This is a genomic window from Allomuricauda sp. F6463D (assembly GCF_023015965.1).
Classification (GTDB): Bacteria; Bacteroidota; Bacteroidia; order Flavobacteriales; family Flavobacteriaceae; genus Flagellimonas.
This window is the reverse complement of record NZ_JALKAN010000001.1, coordinates 1,330,410-1,348,788: the sequence shown is the minus strand read 5'-3', so window position 1 is coordinate 1,348,788 and position 18,379 is coordinate 1,330,410. Positions and strand designations below refer to the sequence as shown.

Sequence of the window (18,379 nt, the reverse complement as noted above, 5' to 3'; positions counted from 1 at the left end):
AGACTTAAAAATAGTTGTATTTTTGCATCCGCAATTATGTAAGCATAATGGCCCGTTCGTCTAGGGGTTAGGACGCCAGGTTTTCATCCTGGTAACAGGGGTTCGATTCCCCTACGGGCTACAAAAGGTTGTTGAAACTTTTAAAATTTGGGCTCGGCCCTAGTTTTTTGAAATTTAATGGCCCGTTCGTCTAGGGGTTAGGACGCCAGGTTTTCATCCTGGTAACAGGGGTTCGATTCCCCTACGGGCTACAAAAAAAGGATTTAGAAAGAATTAAATTTAAGCAATGGCAAACCATAAGTCAGCATTAAAGAGAATCAGAAGAAACGAAGCAGTACGTTTACGTAACAGGTATCAGCACAAAACTGTGCGTAATGCCATAAAAAAATTACGTAGCGAAGAAGATAAAAAAGCTGCTGAGGCTTTGTTGCCTACCGTAGTTGGTATGATTGATAAATTGGCAAAGCGAAATATTATTCATAACAACAAGGCGGCAAACCTTAAAAGTAAATTGATGACCAAGGTTGCAGGCATGTAATTTTGTAAATCTCTAAAAATGTATGCGCCTCCAAATTGGAGGCGTTTTTATTTTACCATATTCTTATCTAAATGCTCTTCTTTTATGGAATAGAACTCCCACTAAAAATGAGCCATACATAATCAAGATCAAAATCTTTAATATACCCCTTAGGTTATATTGAATCCATATTTCCGGTGCTTCGTATCCAATTAGTAGAAGAAAAGGGAAGAAAATATGGAAAATCACCAATCCCAAACTGGTCCAGAACATAAGGTTGTCTTTCATAAGGTAAGGACTGGACTCACTCCTTTTTTCCTTAAAATAATAACCTATGGTCAGCAATAGTATCATTGAAGCTACCACATCTGCATAATATAGATTGGAATAGAAAGGGTCTTGAAAAAACAGACTGATGAGATAAGCGGACAAACTTACCACGGCTCCAACCTTTATCCATTTTCTGCGTTTTTCGTTTTGTACTATTAGCCAATAGATGTAATAAAAAAACATAAAGGAGATTACCGAATAGATGTTGTATATTATAACATTATACCAATGATAGGTATCGTCGTTGACCACTTGAAATTCGTCGTTGAATCTTATAAAATACCCTAGTAATTCTGTTAAAAATGTATACATCAGGTATATGGGGTAGTATTTTAAAGGCGTATCAAAATAGGTGCGATAACGCATCACGGCCACAAGCCATACCATAATGTAAAAAGGCATTATATAGTGCTCGGAAACGAAATTATATAGTCCCTCCATTGTTTCTGGGTAACCTTTAGATACCCGTATTTATGTTTTAAATAACCTCCAAGCTTGCAGGTAGTTTAATTTATATCCAAGATTTTGTCTTAACGAAATGCTTTTCTGTGTCCCAATATTAGTCCAATTATGTAAAAGCAATACATAATGGCAATTAGTACAAATAATATTTGTTGAAAATGATATTCAAACCATACATGGTCATTTATAGATCCAATTAAAAATATATAAGGGGTGACCAAATAGAATACAAAGGATCCTGCACTTACCCAGAAAAGTAAATTTTTCCATTGTGGGTAAGTTACATTTTCCATTTTCTTTTCCCTAAAATAAAATATAATAGAAGCCAATAATACCCAAGAACCAATGAGTTCACCGTAATAAAGTCCTTTGTAAAAAGGATTTTGAAAGATCATGTTTACAATATATCCCGATACAACTATGTATATTCCGTATTTGACCAGTTTTATATGCTTGGCTTTTTTCAAGGTTTTTAAATACACCCAGAAAAAAAATAAGTATGCTACAAATTGATATACATTATAAACTACGATATTGAGTGATGAATAGCGCCCGTCCGAATAAAATTGAAAACTATCATTGAATTTAATAAAGTACCCCAATAGATCGGTAAAGAATGTATAGGCAATAAAAATTGGGAAGTACTTTAAAGTGGTGTCAAAATACTTCCGATATGTCAAAACCGATACGATCCATGTTACTAAATATGTTACAAGGAAAAATTGTTCTTTAAGAAAAACTATTAAATCTTCGATTGCTGTCTAATTTAATAATCATTATTGGGAGGAGGTGATGAGTTTCCTTTATTTAAAATTAGACTTTGATCGCCATTTTGGGGTGCGATAGGGATAAAACTGGCATAGGATTTACCCTTTTCACTATTTGCTCCCACCTTAGAATCGCCAACAGCATCTTTAATCAATTTAGCCTTGCCATCTTCGCCGATATAAAAACCATATTCTTCACCATCAACCATCATTGTGGGTACAATAAAAATAGAGTTTTGTCTTGGGTGCACTATTTTTTTTCCATCAGGAAAATTCTCTTTGTCGGGATAGTTCGCAAAGTATAGACGAAAGGAGGCGATTTTTACCCCTGCTTTCTTTGCTTCTTGCTCAACAAAAGCGGTATAGTTTTTCATTTTATCCAAGCTAAAGGAGGTGTAACGTGCTGGAATGTATTTTTCATCAGGATATCGTTCCATTTCGTACTCCTCGATGATTCCAACTCGGTTTTTACTGTAATTGTCGTATAGGGACTTGGATTCTTTCAGGGATATAATGCCTTCGGGTGCGGTAATTTTTTCTTCTTCCGGTTTGGTCGGTTCATCTTTTTTTGGCCCTTGTTGGCAGGATCCAATTAATAATAAGGAGGCTCCAAAAAATATAAGATAGCCCTTTCTGTAGTGTTTCATAGTTCAGTGTTTAAGGTTTAGTTTGAGGAAACTGAAATAAAGATATGCCTTTTCTATAAAATGATCAAACAAAAAGCCCTTCAAAAAAAGAAGGGCTTTTTTATATTTATCCTGTCCTGAAATAAGTTGACACAAAATCGACTTATTTATGAATATACAAGTGTTACAGTAAAGAAGCGTTCACAGCGCGATTATAATTTGGGCTTTAATTAAGTGTTGTCCATCAGGTTGAATAAGGCGAGTTGACCTACAAACAGGCTCAAAAGGCCTATGGTATACAAGAAATGTAACAATGGCAAAGAGTGAAAAAGGCTCATGGCAGAATCAATAAGAACGTATAACAACAAAAAACCAGAGAAGCTAGCTTCTCTGGTTCAATTTTAATTACTTAAGAACTGTCAACCTATTTTAGGATAACTCAATATTTCTGGATATTTATTGTTGTATTCCCACTACTTCTACGTCAAACACTAAGGTTGAACCACCTGGGATGGGTCCATAATCGTTGTCTCCATATCCCAAATGTGGAGGAATGAACAAGCGAACTTTGTCACCAACCTTCATCGTTAAGAGTCCTTCACGGAAACCTGCAGCCAACTGTGCATCGGGGCTGTAATCCATTGGAAATGGTTGGTAACCGCCTTGATCTCTTCTCCCTGGATTCAGTTGGTTGAAATTTGCAGCTACCTCTTCAATATTGCTGTCAAATAAGTCGCCGTTGAACAACCACCCTGCATAGTTTACCAATACTTTTTGGCCCACTTTTGGCTTTTCACCATCACCTTCTTCCAAGGTTAATATACGTAAACCGCTGGCTGTTTCTTCAGCCTCATTGATTTGTTCTGTAAATTGAGTGGCCAAATCTTCTTTCATTTTTTTGAATGCTTCTTCAGCTTCTTTTGCTTCTTCAAAATAATCGTTAAGAATTTGAACGGCATCAAATTGGCGAGCCTCCTTGCCGTTGCGCACAATTTCCACATGATCCATTGCGATATCGGTTTTTGGCTTGTCACCCGCGCCAGTCTCCACATTAGCAATGGTGTCTACAACGTCCATTCCAGCCACAACTTCTCCAAAAACAGTGTGTTTGCCATCCAACCAAGGGGTAGCTTTATGTGTTATAAAGAATTGACTGCTATTGGTCTTGGGGCCTCTATTGGCCATAGAAAGGATTCCTTTTTTGGAGTGTTTTAAAGAGTCGTTGAATTCATCTTTAAAAGTGTACCCTATATTTCCACTTCCAGTACCGGTTGGGTCGCCACCTTGAATCATAAAGTCTTTGATGATTCTGTGAAAAACAATGCCGTCATAAAACTTTTTGTCCTTGTATTCATCATTTACAAATGGGTTTTTCCCTTCTGCCAAGGAAACAAAGTTGGCTACGGTAACAGGTGTTTTCTGGTATTCCAGTTGGATGATGATATCTCCTTTAGTGGTTTGGATATCTGCAAAAATACCATCTCCTAAATCGGCATATTTACTCGACTTGCATCCTATGATTACTAGGAGGAACAATGGTATGATGTAAAATAATTTCTTCATTTCTTATAAATTTAATTTAAACTGTCGTTATTTATTATGATGGTATGTAATTCTATAGATGATTTGAGCGGTGTGTTAGGTCCAATGGATTTATTGTCGCCTTGATAGCCGTAAGCTAAAGGAGATGGAAACAAAAAAGTTGCCTTCTCATTAACTTTTAAAAGTTTTACTGCATTTTGAAGCCCCGGAAACAGTTGTTGTTTGTCTATCACATGTGATATGGGGCCAATTTCGTCCGCAGTATAAATAGTGTCGTTGGTGAGACCCATCAAATTATGGGAAAATAGAATTTGATCTCCTGTTTTTGGGGAATAAACAGCGGTATCGTTCTTGGACTCGTAGTAATACCAAAACCCATTTGGACTTGATAAATATTCGTGAATCGTGTCCTTGGATATAATTTCCTCGATGGCTTTTCCTTCTGCTGCCAATAAATTTTTGGTACGTTCAATGGATTCCTTGTAAAAACTACCCGATTTCACCTCTATGGGCCTTCTCGGTTCCGGGCCTCCACAGCTCATTAATAATACGCCCAACAATGCAACTAAAAAAAATTTCATGGGTTCAGTTTACTTTTATATTTTTTCAAAATTTCATTGAAATGGAAAATGGTTTCTTCCATGCTCATTTCGCTTCTCCCTCCGGCAGCATTGTTATGTCCACCTCCATTAAAATGCTCCCTAGCAAATTCGTTAACGGAAAAATCACCAACTGAACGCAGTGAAATTTTAATAATACCTTCTTCCCTGTTTTCAATAAAAATGAGCGCAAAAATAATACCTTCCAAAGTTAGCCCATAATTTACAAAACCTTCGGTATCTCCCTTTTTAAACTCGTATTTGTCCAACTCGTCTTGTGTAAGGGTAATGTAAGCTGTGCTGTATTCGGGCAAGATTACCATATTGCTCAAGGCAGCGCCCAACAAATGTAGGCGGGAAGGCGAATTAGTATCAAAAACCTTACTATGGATTTCCATGTTGTCGGCACCTTTATCGATAAGTTCGGCCACCACGCGATGCGTTTTACTCGAGGTTGAACGATATTTAAAAGAGCCTGTATCCGTCATAATACCGGTATAAAGATTCGTGGCAATATCGGCATCGATAAAATTCGTCTCCCCTAAAAAGTCAATAAAATTATATACCATCTCACAAGTGGAGCTCATTCCAACATCTGAATAGGTAACCTTGGCATAGTCACTAGGTTGCTGGTGATGGTCTATCATAATAAAATCAGCAGTTGCTTCTTGTAAAACAGTCTCCATTTGTCCAACACGGGACAGATGATTAAAATCCAAGGTGAAAATTACGGTAGCTTGCTCAATTAGCTCTTTGGCCTTGGAGTTCTCCCTTTCAAAATTTATCACGGTCTCGTTACCTGGCATCCATTTCAGAAATTTTGGGTAGTCGTTGGGTGCAATTAATTGTGCGCTATGCCCTTTGGACTTTAAAAATTTATAGAGCGCTAAACAGGAACCCATGGCGTCTCCATCAGGATTTCTGTGAGGTACGATTACAATCTTTTGGGGTTGGGAAAGAATTGACTTTACTGTCGTGATATCCACTGAATTCATGCGGCCAAATATACAATAATATAATATAGAGGTGATTTGGTTTATTTGTATTTTTGATTCAATAAATACGCATAATGAAAAAATACTATATTTTTCTCATGGCCTTGGTTCTGTTTACGGCCTGTAAAAAGAATGCAGGAAAAAAAGTAACGGTAATAGAACAACCAACTCCTGATTTTGTAGTTGCTTTTGGATCGTGCAATATGGCGCAAGAACCCAATCCATTTTGGGACGATATTTTGGCGGAAAACCCTAACGTATGGATTTGGGGTGGGGACATTGTTTATGCCGACACCGATGATGTTGAAAGGTTGAGGTCTATTTATGCCATGCAGGATACTGTTGCGGAATATGCAAAATTGAAAGGTGCAGTGCCTATTATTGGTACTTGGGACGACCATGATTTTGGTTTGAACGATGCAGGTGCCGATTTTGCCATTAAGGAAGAAAGCCAGAAGGTGTTCTTGGATTTTATGGGTGTGCCCGAGGATAGTGAAAGAAGAAGTAGGGAAGGAGTCTATGCTTCCCACGAATATGAGGTTCCTGAGGGAAAAGTAAAAGTCATTGTTTTGGATACCCGATATTTTAGAAGTGAGCTGATCAAAGATGAGGAATCTGAAAAACGCTATAAACCAACCACTGATCCAGAGGCTACTGTTCTCGGTGATGCACAATGGCAATGGTTGGAGAACGAACTTGAAGGGTCCGACGCTGATTTTAACTTAATCATGTCGAGTATTCAAGTGCTTTCTGGTGAACATGGCTTTGAAACTTGGGGGAATTTTCCTCTGGAAGTAGAAAAACTGGAAAACATGATAGCCCAGTCTGGGGCCAAAGGTGTGATTATTTTATCGGGAGATAGGCATATTTCGGAGTTTTCGAGAACCGATATTGAAGGTCTTTCCCATCCTTTGGTGGACTTTACCAGCAGTGGACTTACTCATTCTTATTCCAGTTTTAGTGGTGAACCAAATCAATACCGAATAGGAGAAGTGGTGTCCGATAAAAGTTATGGGATAATCAATTTAAATTTTGCTGATAAAGAGGCAGAATTTAAGATTATGGGAGATAATGGAACTGTACTACAAGAGTTAAAACAAACCTATTGAGCCTTGTACCTTGGGTTAAAAAGCGTAAGTTTGCGCAAAAATTAAAAAAATGACAGGAAATAGAACTTTCACCATGATCAAGCCCGATGCTGTTGAAAACGGATACATTGGTGCGATTTTGGATAAAATAACGGCTGCTGGTTTTAAGATTGTGGCCATGAAATACACGCAACTTAGTAAAAGAGATGCCGAAATATTCTACGCCATCCACAAAGAGCGTCCGTTTTTTGGTGAATTGGTAGAGTTTATGACGAGGGGCCCTATTGTGTCAGCCATATTGGAAAAGGACAATGCTGTAGATGATTTCCGTGCATTGATTGGTGCTACTAACCCACAAGAAGCTGCCGAAGGAACGATTAGAAAACTGTATGCATCCAGTATAGGTGAAAATGCAGTACATGGTTCCGATAGTGATGAAAACGCTGCTATCGAAGGAGCTTTTCACTTTTCAGGAAGGGAAATGTATTAAACCTAATAACTTGATATAAAATAAAAAAGCCACCTAATAGGTGGCTTTTTTATTTTATATCACTACTCAGTTTAGAATCTCATCTGAGTATAGAAGTTAAGCATGATGCATGATTTATCTTAAAACCAACTTCTTAACCAAATCCTTTCCAAGCTCTTCATTGATCATCTTGATTATTTTGGTCTTGCCCAAACTCAACTCTTCTCTAAGTACGGAAGAGGAGAGTGAGATAAAGAGTGTTTCGTTCCTTAAATCAACGGCGGTGGTATAATTGTTCACCCCATTGCCCATTAGTTTTACCCATGCCTCTCTGGTGTCTACCTTATCTATACCTTTCTGGAGCTTGTTCTCCTTGATGAATTCGCCCAAAGCCTCACTTAAAGGTATGTGTGAACTGTGTCTCTTGGCCATTACTGTGGGATTTTGATAGGTTCGAAACGTTTGTATTTATAGGTGATTCCTTCTTGGTTGGTTACTGAAAAAGTTAAAGAATCCAATTGTACCAATTTTTCTTCCCATTCACTTAATGCAGTTGAATACCGTAGAATTATGGTTTCACCCGTATTGGAAACTGTAAAACCTTCCATATCTAGTGAGGTATCGTATGAGCCGTCAAATTTAGGTTTCATCTTTTTTCGATACCCTTTCTCATCATCTAAATGGATAAAATCAATGTTTGTGTTTATACCATATTCCTTTATGGATCCATCGGGGAATTCCACTTCGGCTATTTCCCAATATCCGTTCAAATAATTGAGGTCTTCTTTATGTACAACAGAATCATTACATCCCCAGAATATTAAAACCAGTATAAAGGAAAGTATTTGTTTCATGATATTACAAGTTAAATATTTTATAACTCTGATGAAAGTTCTTTACCACATCTTCTGTTCTATCCGCATGGGTGTCGCTGATAAAAATTTGACCAAAATTGTCTTCTTTTACCAATCCTACAATACGTGAAACCCTGGTTTCATCCAGTTTATCAAAGATATCATCTAACAATAAAATAGGGGTAGTATCCGCTAATCCTTTGATAAAATCAAATTGCGCCAGTTTTAATGCAATCAAAAAGGATTTTTGCTGACCTTGGCTCCCAAATTTTTTGATGGGATGTCCTGCAATGGTAAAACTTAAATCGTCCTTGTGCACCCCGACAGAGGTGTATTGAAGCGCACGGTCTTTCTCAATATTTTTTTCCAAAAGATTCAAAAGTGTATCATCGCCAAGTTGGCTCTCGTAAGAAAGGTTGATTTGTTCATCTTTTTCAGAAATAGTTTGATACTGTTCTTTAAAAGTGGGCAGGAAAGAAGCAATGAATTCGTTTCTTTTATTATGGATGGCTGTTCCTAAGCTGTTCATTTGTTCGTTATAAATACCCAAAGTGTCAGGGTCGAAAGTATGGTTGGCCACAAAATATTTGAGCAGGGAATTTCGCTGCGATACTACCTTGTTGTATTTAATGAGGTTTTGAAGGTATACCTTGTCGGATTGCGAAATAACACCGTCCATAAATTTCCTTCGGGTATCGCTTCCTTCCAAAATAAGATCTCGATCGGATGGTGAAATGATTACCAAGGGCAAAAAACCAATATGTTCGGAAAACTTTTCATAGGGTTTGCCATTTCGTTTTATCACTTTTTTGGTACCTTTTTTAAAGGAACAAAGTATTTTCTCCGTTCTGTTTTGCTTTTCAAATTCACCTTCTACCACAAAAAAATCGGTACCGTGTTTTATGTTTTGTGTAGAAACGGGATTAAAGTAGCTTTTACCAAAGCACAAAAGGTAGATAGCATCTAAAATATTTGTCTTCCCAACCCCATTGTCACCCACTAAACAGTTGATTACGGGGTCGAATTCCAAGGTCTTGGAGTCGAAATTTTTGTAATTGACTAAAGATAAATGTCTTAAAAACATAAAGGGTAAAGAAACAATTTGGAATTAAAAGGAGTCCCTCTAAAAAAGGGATTCCAAAAATAACGAATAAATTACCTTTTGGTTTTGGATAAAAACTTTATTTTTGCGCGACCAATTAAATGACGGATGGCAACATACAAGAAGAGAGGCTTTAAGCCAAAAAATAAGGAGGAAGAAGCTCAGATAGAAGAACACGACAGCACAACAGCTGAAGTTTTCAATACTTTGGACGAAGGTGCTTCCAAAACCGAAGCATGGGTTCAGAAGAATCAGAATTACATTTTAGGTGTTATTGGTGTAATTGCCGTGGGTGTTTTAGCCTATTTGGGTTATCACCAATTCATCCAAAATCCAAAAGAAGCTTCGGCAGCAAACGAACTATTTTATCCACAACAATATTTTGACCAAGCCTTGGCCAGTGAAACACAAAAAGATTCGTTGTTTACTTTGGCTTTGAACGGTGGTCAGGGAAAATATGGTTTCTTGGATATAATAGAGGAATATAATGGTACTAAAGCGGCCAGTTTGGCCAAGTATTCTGCGGGTATGACCTATTTGAACCTGAAACAGTATGACCAGGCTGTTGCACATTTGGAGGACTTCTCTACCGATGACGACATCATGGGAGCTATGGCCAAAGGTGGTATCGGAGATGCTTTTTCCCAATTGAATCAACCAGAAGATGCTTTGGATTACTATGAAAAAGCCATTGCACATAGCGATAATGAATTTACTACGCCAAGATTTTTATATAAAGCAGGTGTGGTTGCTTTGAATTTAGAAGAGAAAAGCAAAGCTTTAGGGTACTTTGAGCGAATCAAGGAGGAATTTCCGAATTCACAAGAAGCCAACGGTGTTGATGCCCTTATTGGGTTGGCACAAAACTAAAGCATGGCTACAGAGAACAAAAACTTATCCGTTTACGATAAAAATAAAATCCCAAACGCAAAAGACCTTCGCTTTGGGATTGTTGTTTCTGAATGGAACAATGAAATTACCGAAGCACTTTATCAAGGCGCTAAAGAAACCTTTTTGGACTGTGGGGCACTTTCAGAAAATATAGTCCGTTGGAAAGTACCGGGAAGTTTTGAATTGACTTTCGGTTCCAAAAAAATGATCAAAACGGAAAAGGTCGATGCCATTGTTGCCATTGGTAGTGTTATCCGTGGCGAAACCAGTCATTTTGATTTTGTGTGCAGTGCCACAGCACAGGGTATTAAAGATTTGAACATAGCTTACGATGTCCCTGTTATTTTTTGTGTGCTCACAGACGAAAATCTTCAACAAGCCAAGGATAGAAGTGGTGGAAAGCATGGGAACAAGGGCACAGAAGCTGCAATTGCTGCCATTCAAATGGCTGTATTGGGCAAATAAGGTCGTTATTAGGTAACAACTCCCAGTTCGAAAGCTGATTTTTTATTTTTTTGTAAAACTATCATCTAACTTTCATCATCTAAGAACGTACCCATATAGATGGTTGTTAACATTTTTTGGGACTATCATCCAACCCTTTTTTTCTAATTTGAGTACCTTTGAGCATACGGCGATAAGGATACCATGCGAAACCCTTTAAAACTTAAGAAAAATAAGAGCTTTGATTACTCTCCTAGATATTACAAAGGAGAGGGGAATCCTTATAAAATTGAACACAAACTGGATAAGTTTAGAAGTACGGCTCACACCACTAGAGGGCTCAAGAACAAACTTACTTCTGCGGTAGATGATTTACAAACTGAAGGTGACCGGAATTTAAAACTTCGATTTTGGATTATTGTTGCTGTTCTAGTGCTCCTGTTCCTTTTTATAATCGATTTTGATTTATCAATATTCCTAAATCCATAATGGCGGACATCATTAAACTTTTACCAGACCATGTTGCTAACCAAATAGCTGCAGGGGAAGTGGTCCAACGGCCTGCTTCCGTAGTTAAAGAGTTGATGGAAAATTCGATTGATGCAGGTTCTACCTCGATTAAGTTGATTATAAAAGATGGGGGTAAAACACTTATTCAAGTGGTTGATGACGGTGCAGGTATGAGCGAAACCGACGCACGCTTGTCTTTTGAGCGACATGCAACATCCAAAATATCATCTGCACAGGATTTGTTCAATCTGGAAACCAAAGGTTTTCGTGGAGAAGCATTGGCTTCGATTGCAGCAATCGCACATGTGGATATGCAGACGCGAACTTCTTCCCAAGAAGTGGGGACCCATCTTAAAATTGAGGGTAGCAAGGTAGTTTCGCAAGATCTTGTCGCGACTCCTCAAGGCACGTCTATTGCTGTTAAAAATTTGTTTTTTAATATTCCCGCAAGGCGGAATTTTTTAAAATCAAATCAAGTAGAGCTTCGTCACATTACAGATGAGTTTCATAGAGTAGCTATGGTGCATCCTGATATTGAGTTCTATTTTTATAACAACGGTTCGGAAATATTTAATCTACCTCGTACAAAACACCGCCAACGAATCGTGCACATCTTTGGTAGTAAAATGGAACATCGTTTGGTTCCCGTGAATGAGGAAACAGAAGTTGTGAAAATATCAGGATTTATTTGTAAGCCTGAGTTTGCCAAAAAGAGTCGTGGGGAGCAATTTTTCTTTGCCAACAACCGATTTATTAAAAGTCCATATCTGCATCATGCTGTTGTGGCCGCCTTTGAAGGATTGATAAAACCTGACACCTACCCGGGTTACTTTTTGTTTTTAGAGGTGGATCCATCTTCTATCGATATCAATATCCATCCTACTAAGACAGAGGTGAAATTTGATGATGAGAATACGTTATATGCGATTCTAAGGTCGACAATTAAGCATAGCTTGGGACAGTTCAACGTTGCTCCTGTATTGGATTTTGAACACGATCCTAATTTGGATACTCCTTATTCATACAAAGAAAAGGGAGTAGTGATACCTAAGGTAACAGTGGATGCTGCTTTTAACCCTTTTCAGGAAACGCCGGTCAATAAAAGTTCAGGATCGAACTATCGTAAACAAAGCACTAAGGGCTGGGAGGATATGTACGAAGGTCTGGGCCATCAAAATGATCATAATGACTTCAGCAGTGTTATCATTGAGTCTGAAAGTGAAGTGCAAGGCACTTTGTACTCGGGCAAAGAGGTAGAGGAACATTTGGCCAGTACGTTTCAAATGCGACGAAAGTATGTGGTAAGTACGGTAAGGTCAGGTATGCTGGTCATCCATCAAAATAGGGCCCATGAACGTATCCTTTTTGAAAAATTTTTGGGTGAGATAACAGTTAAAGAAGGAGTGAGCCAACAATTACTTTTTCCTTTGGAGCTGACCTTTAGCAAACAAGAATTGGCAATATTAATGGAAATTAAAGAAAGCCTGACAAACATTGGTTTTGCTTTTCAAAGTTTAGAGGAAGAAACTGTAAAAGTGACAGGTGTACCCATGATGGTTCCCGAAAGCGGGATTGGCACGGTATTGGATCGTTTGATTGCAGATTATAATGAGGGTTACGCCGATGGTTCCATTTCACAGGCCGAAATGTTGGCCAAGGCATTGAGTAGGAATCTAGCGGTAAGAACCGGAGAGGTTTTGGATCAAGAGTCCCAATTAACCTTGGTGAACAATCTTTTTGCATGTAAAGAACCTACGTTGAGTCCATTTCAAAAAATAACATATACTATTATCTCCGAAGGGGATATCGATAAAAAATTCAACTAAATGGGTAGAATGACCGAGGCAGTGAAACATATATTGATCATTAACGTGATTATGTTTTTTGCCACACAGCTTTACGGGGATCAAATGTACCAATGGATGTCTCTTTGGTTTCTTGAAAACCCCAATTTTAAATGGTGGCAGTTGGGTACCCATATGTTCATGCATGGAAACCTTATGCATATCCTGTTCAATATGTATGCGCTATGGGCTTTTGGGACTCCTTTGGAGCGTATTTGGGGCAAGAATAAGTTCTTGTTTTTTTATTTTTCAGCAGGGTTAGGGTCGGCTGCATTACACACAGGGGTGAATTATTTTCTTTTTAACGAAGGATTGAATGCTTTGGAAAGTTCAGGTATTGCCCGAGCCCAGATTTTGGATATCTTGTCCAATGGCCAGTATAGTCCTGGTTGGTACGATATCGTTGGAAAAAGCACAGTGGATAATATGTTAACAGCTTTTAATACTCCAGCTGTTGGGGCATCGGGAGCTATTTATGGTATTTTGGTGGCCTTTGCGTTTATGTATTCGGAAGCCAAGCTGATGCTTATCTTTTTGCCGGTACCTATAAAAGCGAAATATTTTGTGCCTATCCTTATAGCAGTAGACCTTATTTTTGGAATAGGTAACATTAATACAGGAGTGGCTCATTTTGCACACATAGGTGGTGCATTGATTGGTTTTATAATGATGTGGTACTGGAAAAATAACCAGTTTAACAATAAACGGTGGGATTAAGTTATGATGCGTGGTGGACTACAATATCAATTTTCACGGCTAAACATTGCCGAAAAGCTTATAGCCATAAATGTATTGATATTTTTGTTGGATGGGCTTTCTGGTGCATTGTTGGGACAGTCTTTCTCACATTGGTTCCATTTGCCCAAAGATTTTTTTGAGTTTTTGGCTCAGCCTTGGTCGCTGGTCACCTATTCTTTTTTTCATGCAGGGTTTGGTCATATTTTTTGGAATATGATTATGCTCTACTTTGCCAGTCGAATTTTTCTTAACCTTTTTGATGGCCAACGTTTTATCAATGTCTATTTTTTAGGATTGATGTTGGGCGGATTGGTATTTTTGCTGAGCTATAATGTGTTTCCTACCTTGGTCAACTCCAACACGGCACTTATTGGTGCTTCAGCGGGGGTAAACGCTGTTCTTATTTTTGTTTGTGCATACCTGCCCAATCAGGAGGTTCGAGTTATTTTCTTTAATATCAAATTGTGGTATATCGGTGCTGCTTTGGTAATTAAAGATTTGGTCTTGATTGGTATGGGAGAGAACATCGGTGGAGGTATGGCTCATATAGGAGGTGCTTTTTTAGGATATGTATATGCGCGACAATTGTTTAAAGGAAACGATATAGGTTCAGGTTTTGCAAACCTTAGAAATACGATTGCCAATCTTTTTAAACCTAAAGAAAAAAAGGCTCCCCTAAAGACGGTATACAAGAAAAAAAACACAACAAGCAATAAGACAGATTACGATAGACAGACCAAACAACGTAAAATAGACACAATTTTAGATAAAATCAGTAAATCTGGTTATGAGAGTTTGTCCAAAGATGAAAAAGATTTTTTGTTTAAAGCTGGTAAGGAAGACTGATACGTGAAAAAATCTATTTCTACATTTGACAGGGTGGTCTTTGTGATCAATATAGTTATTGCGTCCTTGTTGGTGATTACTGGTATCATTTCATTTTTACCATTCCAATTTATCTCTGCTCTTTCCGTACTGAGTTTGTTTGTTCCTTTCCTGTTTGCTTTTAATATATTATTCCTTTTGTATTGGGGTGTCAAACTTAAAAGAAAGTTGTTCTTGTCCTTATTGGCTGTTTTTCTTGGTTATTTGATATTTGGGCCTTTTTATGGTCTTGGAAAGGATAATCTTAAGAAAAGCAAGCCGTCAGATTTAAAAATAATGTCGTACAACGCTCAGGGGTTCAATAAAAATAGGTGGATGAAAAAATCTGGAATAGGGGATAGTATTATCAAATTTATAATTGATGAATATCCGGCTATATTGTGTGTTCAAGAGCATGCAAGAACACGTCACCGTCAATTGAAAAAACAGTACCCTTATAGAAGCGAGACCCCTTATGTTGCCCAAAGATCTATTCAAGCAATATTTTCTAAATTCCCTATAATTAACAGTGGGTCTATGGATTTGCCCGATACGACGAATAATATAATTTACGCGGATATCGTACGCCAAGAAGATACTGTCAGGGTGTATAATATACATTTTCAGTCGTTTAAAATTGTCCCAAGTACTGATAATTTTACGGATGTAGAAAAATCGGAGAGGGTTTATAAAAGGTTGGTCTATACGTTTTCAAAACAGCTGGAACAAGCAAATCTTTTTAAGGAACATTTAAAGAGTAGCCCCTACACCAATATTGTTTGTGGAGATTTTAATAATACGCAATTTTCCAATGTTTATAAGATAGTAAAAGGGGATTTGCAAGATACATTTTTGGAAGAAGGGACGGGTTTTGGAAGAACGTATAAATTATGGAAAATACCCTTCCGCATTGATTATATTATGGCTGACCCAAACTTTGAAGTGCTTTCCCATCAAAACTTTAATGAGCGATGGTCCGACCATTATCCCATAATGGCCACATTGCGTTTGAAATCACATCAATAAACAATCTAATGTATCCGCAAAAATGTGGATGATTGCGGCCAAGCCAATAATCCGAGTTGTTTTAAAGAACGGTAATATACTATACACCAAAATAGCCCAATAGCTGTGTAGCGTATGGAACCCGATACTACAACGATTGGCATCAAAAACAGGGGTGGCCCAAAGATGGTCTATGTCAATCAAGATGCCAGCTAAAAGTACCAAGGTAATTTTTATTCGGTTCTCCTTAAAAAACCAAAAAGCAATTATGATGGGAACTAAAAAATGGATACCGTAGTGAATAAAATGCCTAAACATGTTGTAGATTTAACGATACAGTTTTTAGGTAGCTAATTGCATTTGTCCCTTCGTTAAACAAGAGATCTAATATGCTTAAATTAGAAATGAATCCGTGACGCTCCTCAAAAACTTGGTTATAAGGCTCAAGGCCCCAATTTTTCTCCTTTTTGGCTTCAACCAAAAATCTAGCATCAACATTGTTTTCTGGTGTTAACGCATATTTCTCTGTCATTTGTATTGGAATCTTGACACCAATACAATCGCCGATTATACGAATTGCTTTTAGATTAAAATTATAAAGGGAGTCAGTGGAACATTCGTAAATTGGCTTAATGTCATCTTCATAAAACTCAAAAAATGGAGAGGCCCTGTAGGCAGTTTCTAGAGTTCGCCAATGCTCTTTTTTCCAATTGTATGCATTTTCTATGATTACATCCGCGTACTTTTGCCGTCCTTCTTTTTCACCAACATGTTTTATGGGAATATTGAGCATATGTTTGCCTTTGTCCGTGGCAATATAGCACCTATTTCTATAGGTCTGCTTTTGAAAATTATCATGAGCTTCCCACTCCACATTGTGCTGGGCAATAACTGCGAAGGTAGCAATACTTGGTAAATAAGAAGGATGGAGCAGTATTTTCAAAGAACAATCAAATTAAGGGTTTACGATGTTTTTTTCTTCTTTTTTCTAATGAAATCAAAAATAAACCATGCCGCTACAACTGCCATAAAATACCAAAAGTAAGATACTGGTTCTCCACTTCCACCAACAGTAGTGAAAACACGGTCCCAACGAACCCTCCAATTGGCGATCCCTTGTCTAAAATTGTCAAAGCTCATCCAAAGGAATACAGGTTTGCCAACAATATGATCTTCTGGAACATAACCCCAAGTTCTACTGTCTTCAGAATTGTCACGGTTGTCACCCATCATCCAGTAATAATCTTGTTTAAACGTGTATGAGTTTGCTTCGATTCCGTTGATGAGTACCTTGTCGCCAGTGACCTTTACATCGTTATATTCGTAATCTCGTATAATTTTTTTGTACAATGGAATCGTTTCTGCATTGATTTCTACCGTTGTGCCCGCTTTTGGAATGTAGATAGGTCCAAAATTATCGTTGTTCCAGGGATATAGGTTTGGTTTTTGAGGGAACGTATTTCCACCGTACATTCCTTTTGCGTCTATTGTTTGTATCACCGAATCTATACCTGGATTATTTCTCAGCGAACTAACCATTTCATGGGTTAGGTTGGCCATACGGGAACGTGGTTTCTCCTCGGTCAACGAAAGCCTTAATTGACGAATAACATCGGCCGGGATGCCATTTTCTTGCGTGTAAAGCTCAATTTTACCATCATCCGTGGGTCTACCTCCAGAAATATATGGTGCCAGTGCATTGTACTGGGCTTCGTTGATGTTTGTGGCAATGTACTTTCTAACATAATCAGAAGCATCGACTTCTTCTAAATATCTGCTTGATACGCCATTTTTTGCAAATATTTCGTAAACATACATGGGCTTGGCCCTGTCTGATAACTGAAGTTGTTGCCCATTTATATAAACATATCCATTAATCACTTCTAGCGAATCACCGGGCGTTCCTACGCAGCGTTTTACATAGTTAGACTTTTTGTCTATCGGTTTAATTACAGCTTTTTGTGCCTTAAAGAATTGATACAATGTATCAGCCGGTAAACTAAAGACAACGATGTCATTTTTCTTCACTTTTTCAAAACCGGGTAACCGCATGTAAGGTAATTGCAGTTTATTGATCCAAGAGGTTTTGTAGGTATCGGGATCTACATCGGCCAGGTAGGACCTTGTTTTTAGCACGGGAAGCGTATCATGTACCATTGGTGCGGCCAAAGTGGTCATGGGTACCCTTGCTCCATAATGGAATTTACTTACGAACAAGAAATCACCTACTCTTAAGGTACGTTCAAGCGATCCTGTAGGTATTACATAGGGTTGAATAAAATAAGTATGCACAACAGTAGCTGCAACAATGGCAAAAACAATAGAGCTAACCCATTCGCCCAACCCTGTTTTAGGTTTAAGACTTCTGTCTTCGATGTATGTTACATTTTCGACATAATTGATGTAATAAATATAAAAGCCCAAGGTGAGTATAACCAGCCAGGTATCCAAGAGCGAGGTTTTTCCAAAACTTCTAATGGTTTCCACCCAAACTACAGGAAACATCAATAAATTGATGATGGGTATGAACAATAATATTACCCACCACCCAGGTCTATTGATTATTTTCATCAAAACAATACCATTGTATATAGGAATGGCAGCTTCCCAAGGCTTTCTGCCTGCTTTAACGTAGAGTTTCCATGTTCCCAAAAAATGGATAACTTGTATGATGAGGATAAAAATAATCCACTGTGTACCGTCCATATTAAAAGTTTCTTTGTTAGACTTTA

22 protein-coding genes and 2 tRNA genes are annotated in these 18,379 nt (G+C 37.9%); 12 read left to right on the top strand and 12 right to left on the bottom strand.

From position 1 onward, the window contains the following. Positions 1 to 49: 49 nt before the first annotated feature. The 3 genes from MWU56_RS05945 to rpsT all read left to right on the top strand — a co-directional run bounded on the left by MWU56_RS05945 (position 50) and on the right by rpsT (position 538). Positions 50 to 121, top strand: a tRNA-Glu gene (locus MWU56_RS05945). Positions 122 to 179: 58 nt separating this feature from the next. Then, positions 180 to 251: transfer RNA gene (locus tag MWU56_RS05940), tRNA-Glu, on the top strand. Positions 252 to 286: 35 nt separating this feature from the next. Beyond that, positions 287 to 538 carry a 30S ribosomal protein S20 gene (gene rpsT / locus MWU56_RS05935; protein ID WP_247042969.1) on the top strand — a complete coding sequence of 84 codons (252 nt, stop codon included), beginning with the start codon at positions 287 to 289 and terminating at the stop codon, positions 536 to 538. Positions 539 to 601: 63 nt separating this feature from the next. On the opposite strand, the gene MWU56_RS05930 is transcribed toward rpsT, so the two are convergent. The 6 genes from MWU56_RS05930 to MWU56_RS05905 all read right to left on the bottom strand — a co-directional run bounded on the left by MWU56_RS05930 (position 602) and on the right by MWU56_RS05905 (position 5,838). After that, on the bottom strand, positions 602 to 1,288 hold the full coding sequence (locus tag MWU56_RS05930; RefSeq protein ID WP_247042967.1) for a hypothetical protein: 687 nt from the start codon (positions 1,286 to 1,288) through the stop codon (positions 602 to 604). Positions 1,289 to 1,377: 89 nt separating this feature from the next. Further along, complete coding sequence (locus MWU56_RS05925; protein WP_247042965.1) at positions 1,378 to 1,989, bottom strand: hypothetical protein; 612 nt, start codon at positions 1,987 to 1,989, stop codon at positions 1,378 to 1,380. Between the two features lie 86 nt (positions 1,990 to 2,075). Then, the gene (locus MWU56_RS05920; RefSeq protein ID WP_247042964.1) at positions 2,076 to 2,723 is read right to left on the bottom strand and encodes a hypothetical protein; all 648 of its coding nucleotides are present in this window, start codon (positions 2,721 to 2,723) and stop codon (positions 2,076 to 2,078) included. Positions 2,724 to 3,158: 435 nt separating this feature from the next. Further along, the gene (locus MWU56_RS05915; protein WP_247042963.1) at positions 3,159 to 4,265 is read right to left on the bottom strand and encodes a peptidylprolyl isomerase; all 1,107 of its coding nucleotides are present in this window, start codon (positions 4,263 to 4,265) and stop codon (positions 3,159 to 3,161) included. Positions 4,266 to 4,276: 11 nt separating this feature from the next. After that, the gene (gene gldI, locus MWU56_RS05910) at positions 4,277 to 4,825 is read right to left on the bottom strand and encodes a gliding motility-associated peptidyl-prolyl isomerase GldI (protein WP_247042962.1); all 549 of its coding nucleotides are present in this window, start codon (positions 4,823 to 4,825) and stop codon (positions 4,277 to 4,279) included. Beyond that, positions 4,822 to 5,838 carry a DHH family phosphoesterase gene (locus tag MWU56_RS05905; protein ID WP_247042961.1) on the bottom strand — a complete coding sequence of 339 codons (1,017 nt, stop codon included), beginning with the start codon at positions 5,836 to 5,838 and terminating at the stop codon, positions 4,822 to 4,824. Before MWU56_RS05905 ends, gldI begins: the two co-directional genes overlap by 4 nt. A gap of 74 nt (positions 5,839 to 5,912) precedes the next feature. Here MWU56_RS05905 and MWU56_RS05900 point away from each other — a divergent pair, with 74 nt between their 5' ends. Together MWU56_RS05900 and MWU56_RS05895 are read left to right on the top strand one after the other, a co-directional pair. Further along, positions 5,913 to 6,947 (top strand): alkaline phosphatase D family protein, encoded by a 1,035-nt coding sequence (locus tag MWU56_RS05900; RefSeq protein WP_247042960.1) that lies wholly within the window; start codon positions 5,913 to 5,915, stop codon positions 6,945 to 6,947. Between the two features lie 49 nt (positions 6,948 to 6,996). Next, complete coding sequence (locus MWU56_RS05895) at positions 6,997 to 7,416, top strand: nucleoside-diphosphate kinase (protein ID WP_247042959.1); 420 nt, start codon at positions 6,997 to 6,999, stop codon at positions 7,414 to 7,416. A gap of 114 nt (positions 7,417 to 7,530) precedes the next feature. Here MWU56_RS05895 and MWU56_RS05890 read toward each other — a convergent pair whose 3' ends face one another. The 3 genes from MWU56_RS05890 to recF are packed head-to-tail and all read right to left on the bottom strand — an operon-like array spanning position 7,531 to position 9,333. Beyond that, positions 7,531 to 7,827, bottom strand: coding sequence for a DUF721 domain-containing protein (locus MWU56_RS05890; RefSeq protein ID WP_247042957.1), 297 nt, complete (start codon positions 7,825 to 7,827; stop codon positions 7,531 to 7,533). Then, positions 7,827 to 8,249, bottom strand: coding sequence for a hypothetical protein (locus MWU56_RS05885; protein ID WP_247042955.1), 423 nt, complete (start codon positions 8,247 to 8,249; stop codon positions 7,827 to 7,829). The genes MWU56_RS05890 and MWU56_RS05885 overlap by 1 nt, the downstream gene beginning before the upstream one ends. 4 nt (positions 8,250 to 8,253) lie before the next feature. Continuing rightward, the gene (gene recF, locus MWU56_RS05880) at positions 8,254 to 9,333 is read right to left on the bottom strand and encodes a DNA replication/repair protein RecF (RefSeq protein ID WP_247042953.1); all 1,080 of its coding nucleotides are present in this window, start codon (positions 9,331 to 9,333) and stop codon (positions 8,254 to 8,256) included. 126 nt (positions 9,334 to 9,459) lie between these two features. Between recF and MWU56_RS05875 the strand changes: the two genes are divergently transcribed. The 7 genes from MWU56_RS05875 to MWU56_RS05845 all read left to right on the top strand — a co-directional run bounded on the left by MWU56_RS05875 (position 9,460) and on the right by MWU56_RS05845 (position 15,668). Further along, positions 9,460 to 10,221: a tetratricopeptide repeat protein gene (locus MWU56_RS05875; protein ID WP_247042950.1), complete on the top strand. Its 762-nt coding sequence runs from the start codon at positions 9,460 to 9,462 to the stop codon at positions 10,219 to 10,221. A 3-nt stretch (positions 10,222 to 10,224) separates the two neighbouring features. Further along, on the top strand, positions 10,225 to 10,707 hold the full coding sequence (gene ribH / locus MWU56_RS05870; protein ID WP_247042948.1) for a 6,7-dimethyl-8-ribityllumazine synthase: 483 nt from the start codon (positions 10,225 to 10,227) through the stop codon (positions 10,705 to 10,707). A gap of 183 nt (positions 10,708 to 10,890) precedes the next feature. Continuing rightward, positions 10,891 to 11,175: a riboflavin synthase subunit beta gene (locus tag MWU56_RS05865; RefSeq protein ID WP_247042946.1), complete on the top strand. Its 285-nt coding sequence runs from the start codon at positions 10,891 to 10,893 to the stop codon at positions 11,173 to 11,175. Next, the gene (mutL, locus tag MWU56_RS05860; RefSeq protein ID WP_247042944.1) at positions 11,175 to 13,022 is read left to right on the top strand and encodes a DNA mismatch repair endonuclease MutL; all 1,848 of its coding nucleotides are present in this window, start codon (positions 11,175 to 11,177) and stop codon (positions 13,020 to 13,022) included. The genes MWU56_RS05865 and mutL overlap by 1 nt, the downstream gene beginning before the upstream one ends. Continuing rightward, the gene (locus MWU56_RS05855) at positions 13,023 to 13,757 is read left to right on the top strand and encodes a rhomboid family intramembrane serine protease (RefSeq protein WP_247042943.1); all 735 of its coding nucleotides are present in this window, start codon (positions 13,023 to 13,025) and stop codon (positions 13,755 to 13,757) included. It begins immediately after the preceding gene. A gap of 3 nt (positions 13,758 to 13,760) precedes the next feature. Beyond that, on the top strand, positions 13,761 to 14,624 hold the full coding sequence (locus MWU56_RS05850; RefSeq protein WP_247042942.1) for a rhomboid family intramembrane serine protease: 864 nt from the start codon (positions 13,761 to 13,763) through the stop codon (positions 14,622 to 14,624). A gap of 3 nt (positions 14,625 to 14,627) precedes the next feature. Further along, the gene (locus MWU56_RS05845; protein ID WP_247042941.1) at positions 14,628 to 15,668 is read left to right on the top strand and encodes an endonuclease/exonuclease/phosphatase family protein; all 1,041 of its coding nucleotides are present in this window, start codon (positions 14,628 to 14,630) and stop codon (positions 15,666 to 15,668) included. Here the strand turns inward: MWU56_RS05845 and MWU56_RS05840 are convergent. Genes MWU56_RS05840 through lepB form a run of 3 tightly spaced genes read right to left on the bottom strand, consistent with a single transcriptional unit; the run spans position 15,657 to position 18,353 of the window. Then, complete coding sequence (locus MWU56_RS05840) at positions 15,657 to 15,965, bottom strand: DUF6122 family protein (RefSeq protein ID WP_247042940.1); 309 nt, start codon at positions 15,963 to 15,965, stop codon at positions 15,657 to 15,659. The two genes, MWU56_RS05845 and MWU56_RS05840, sit on opposite strands and share 12 nt — an antisense overlap. After that, a complete protein-coding gene (locus MWU56_RS05835) occupies positions 15,958 to 16,590 on the bottom strand; it encodes a WbqC family protein (protein ID WP_247042939.1) in 633 nt (210 codons plus the stop codon). Before MWU56_RS05835 ends, MWU56_RS05840 begins: the two co-directional genes overlap by 8 nt. A 20-nt stretch (positions 16,591 to 16,610) precedes the next feature. After that, on the bottom strand, positions 16,611 to 18,353 hold the full coding sequence (lepB, locus tag MWU56_RS05830) for a signal peptidase I (protein WP_247042938.1): 1,743 nt from the start codon (positions 18,351 to 18,353) through the stop codon (positions 16,611 to 16,613). Positions 18,354 to 18,379: the final 26 nt, after the last annotated feature.

Bases quoted from the DNA above. Each gene is read 5' to 3' on its own strand.
- rpsT (WP_247042969.1), top strand. From the start codon at position 287: ATGGCAAACCATAAGTCAGCATTAAAGAGAATCAGAAGAAACGAAGCA.
- MWU56_RS05930 (WP_247042967.1), bottom strand. From the start codon at position 1,288: ATGGAGGGACTATATAATTTCGTTTCCGAGCACTATATAATGCCTTTT.
- MWU56_RS05920 (WP_247042964.1), bottom strand. From the start codon at position 2,723: ATGAAACACTACAGAAAGGGCTATCTTATATTTTTTGGAGCCTCCTTA.
- MWU56_RS05915 (WP_247042963.1), bottom strand. From the start codon at position 4,265: ATGAAGAAATTATTTTACATCATACCATTGTTCCTCCTAGTAATCATA.
- gldI (WP_247042962.1), bottom strand. From the start codon at position 4,825: ATGAAATTTTTTTTAGTTGCATTGTTGGGCGTATTATTAATGAGCTGT.
- MWU56_RS05905 (WP_247042961.1), bottom strand. From the start codon at position 5,838: ATGAATTCAGTGGATATCACGACAGTAAAGTCAATTCTTTCCCAACCC.
- MWU56_RS05900 (WP_247042960.1), top strand. From the start codon at position 5,913: ATGAAAAAATACTATATTTTTCTCATGGCCTTGGTTCTGTTTACGGCC.
- MWU56_RS05895 (WP_247042959.1), top strand. From the start codon at position 6,997: ATGACAGGAAATAGAACTTTCACCATGATCAAGCCCGATGCTGTTGAA.
- MWU56_RS05890 (WP_247042957.1), bottom strand. From the start codon at position 7,827: ATGGCCAAGAGACACAGTTCACACATACCTTTAAGTGAGGCTTTGGGC.
- MWU56_RS05885 (WP_247042955.1), bottom strand. From the start codon at position 8,249: ATGAAACAAATACTTTCCTTTATACTGGTTTTAATATTCTGGGGATGT.
- recF (WP_247042953.1), bottom strand. From the start codon at position 9,333: ATGTTTTTAAGACATTTATCTTTAGTCAATTACAAAAATTTCGACTCC.
- MWU56_RS05875 (WP_247042950.1), top strand. From the start codon at position 9,460: ATGGCAACATACAAGAAGAGAGGCTTTAAGCCAAAAAATAAGGAGGAA.
- ribH (WP_247042948.1), top strand. From the start codon at position 10,225: ATGGCTACAGAGAACAAAAACTTATCCGTTTACGATAAAAATAAAATC.
- MWU56_RS05865 (WP_247042946.1), top strand. From the start codon at position 10,891: ATGCGAAACCCTTTAAAACTTAAGAAAAATAAGAGCTTTGATTACTCT.
- mutL (WP_247042944.1), top strand. From the start codon at position 11,175: ATGGCGGACATCATTAAACTTTTACCAGACCATGTTGCTAACCAAATA.
- MWU56_RS05855 (WP_247042943.1), top strand. From the start codon at position 13,023: ATGGGTAGAATGACCGAGGCAGTGAAACATATATTGATCATTAACGTG.
- MWU56_RS05850 (WP_247042942.1), top strand. From the start codon at position 13,761: ATGATGCGTGGTGGACTACAATATCAATTTTCACGGCTAAACATTGCC.
- MWU56_RS05840 (WP_247042940.1), bottom strand. From the start codon at position 15,965: ATGTTTAGGCATTTTATTCACTACGGTATCCATTTTTTAGTTCCCATC.
- lepB (WP_247042938.1), bottom strand. From the start codon at position 18,353: ATGGACGGTACACAGTGGATTATTTTTATCCTCATCATACAAGTTATC.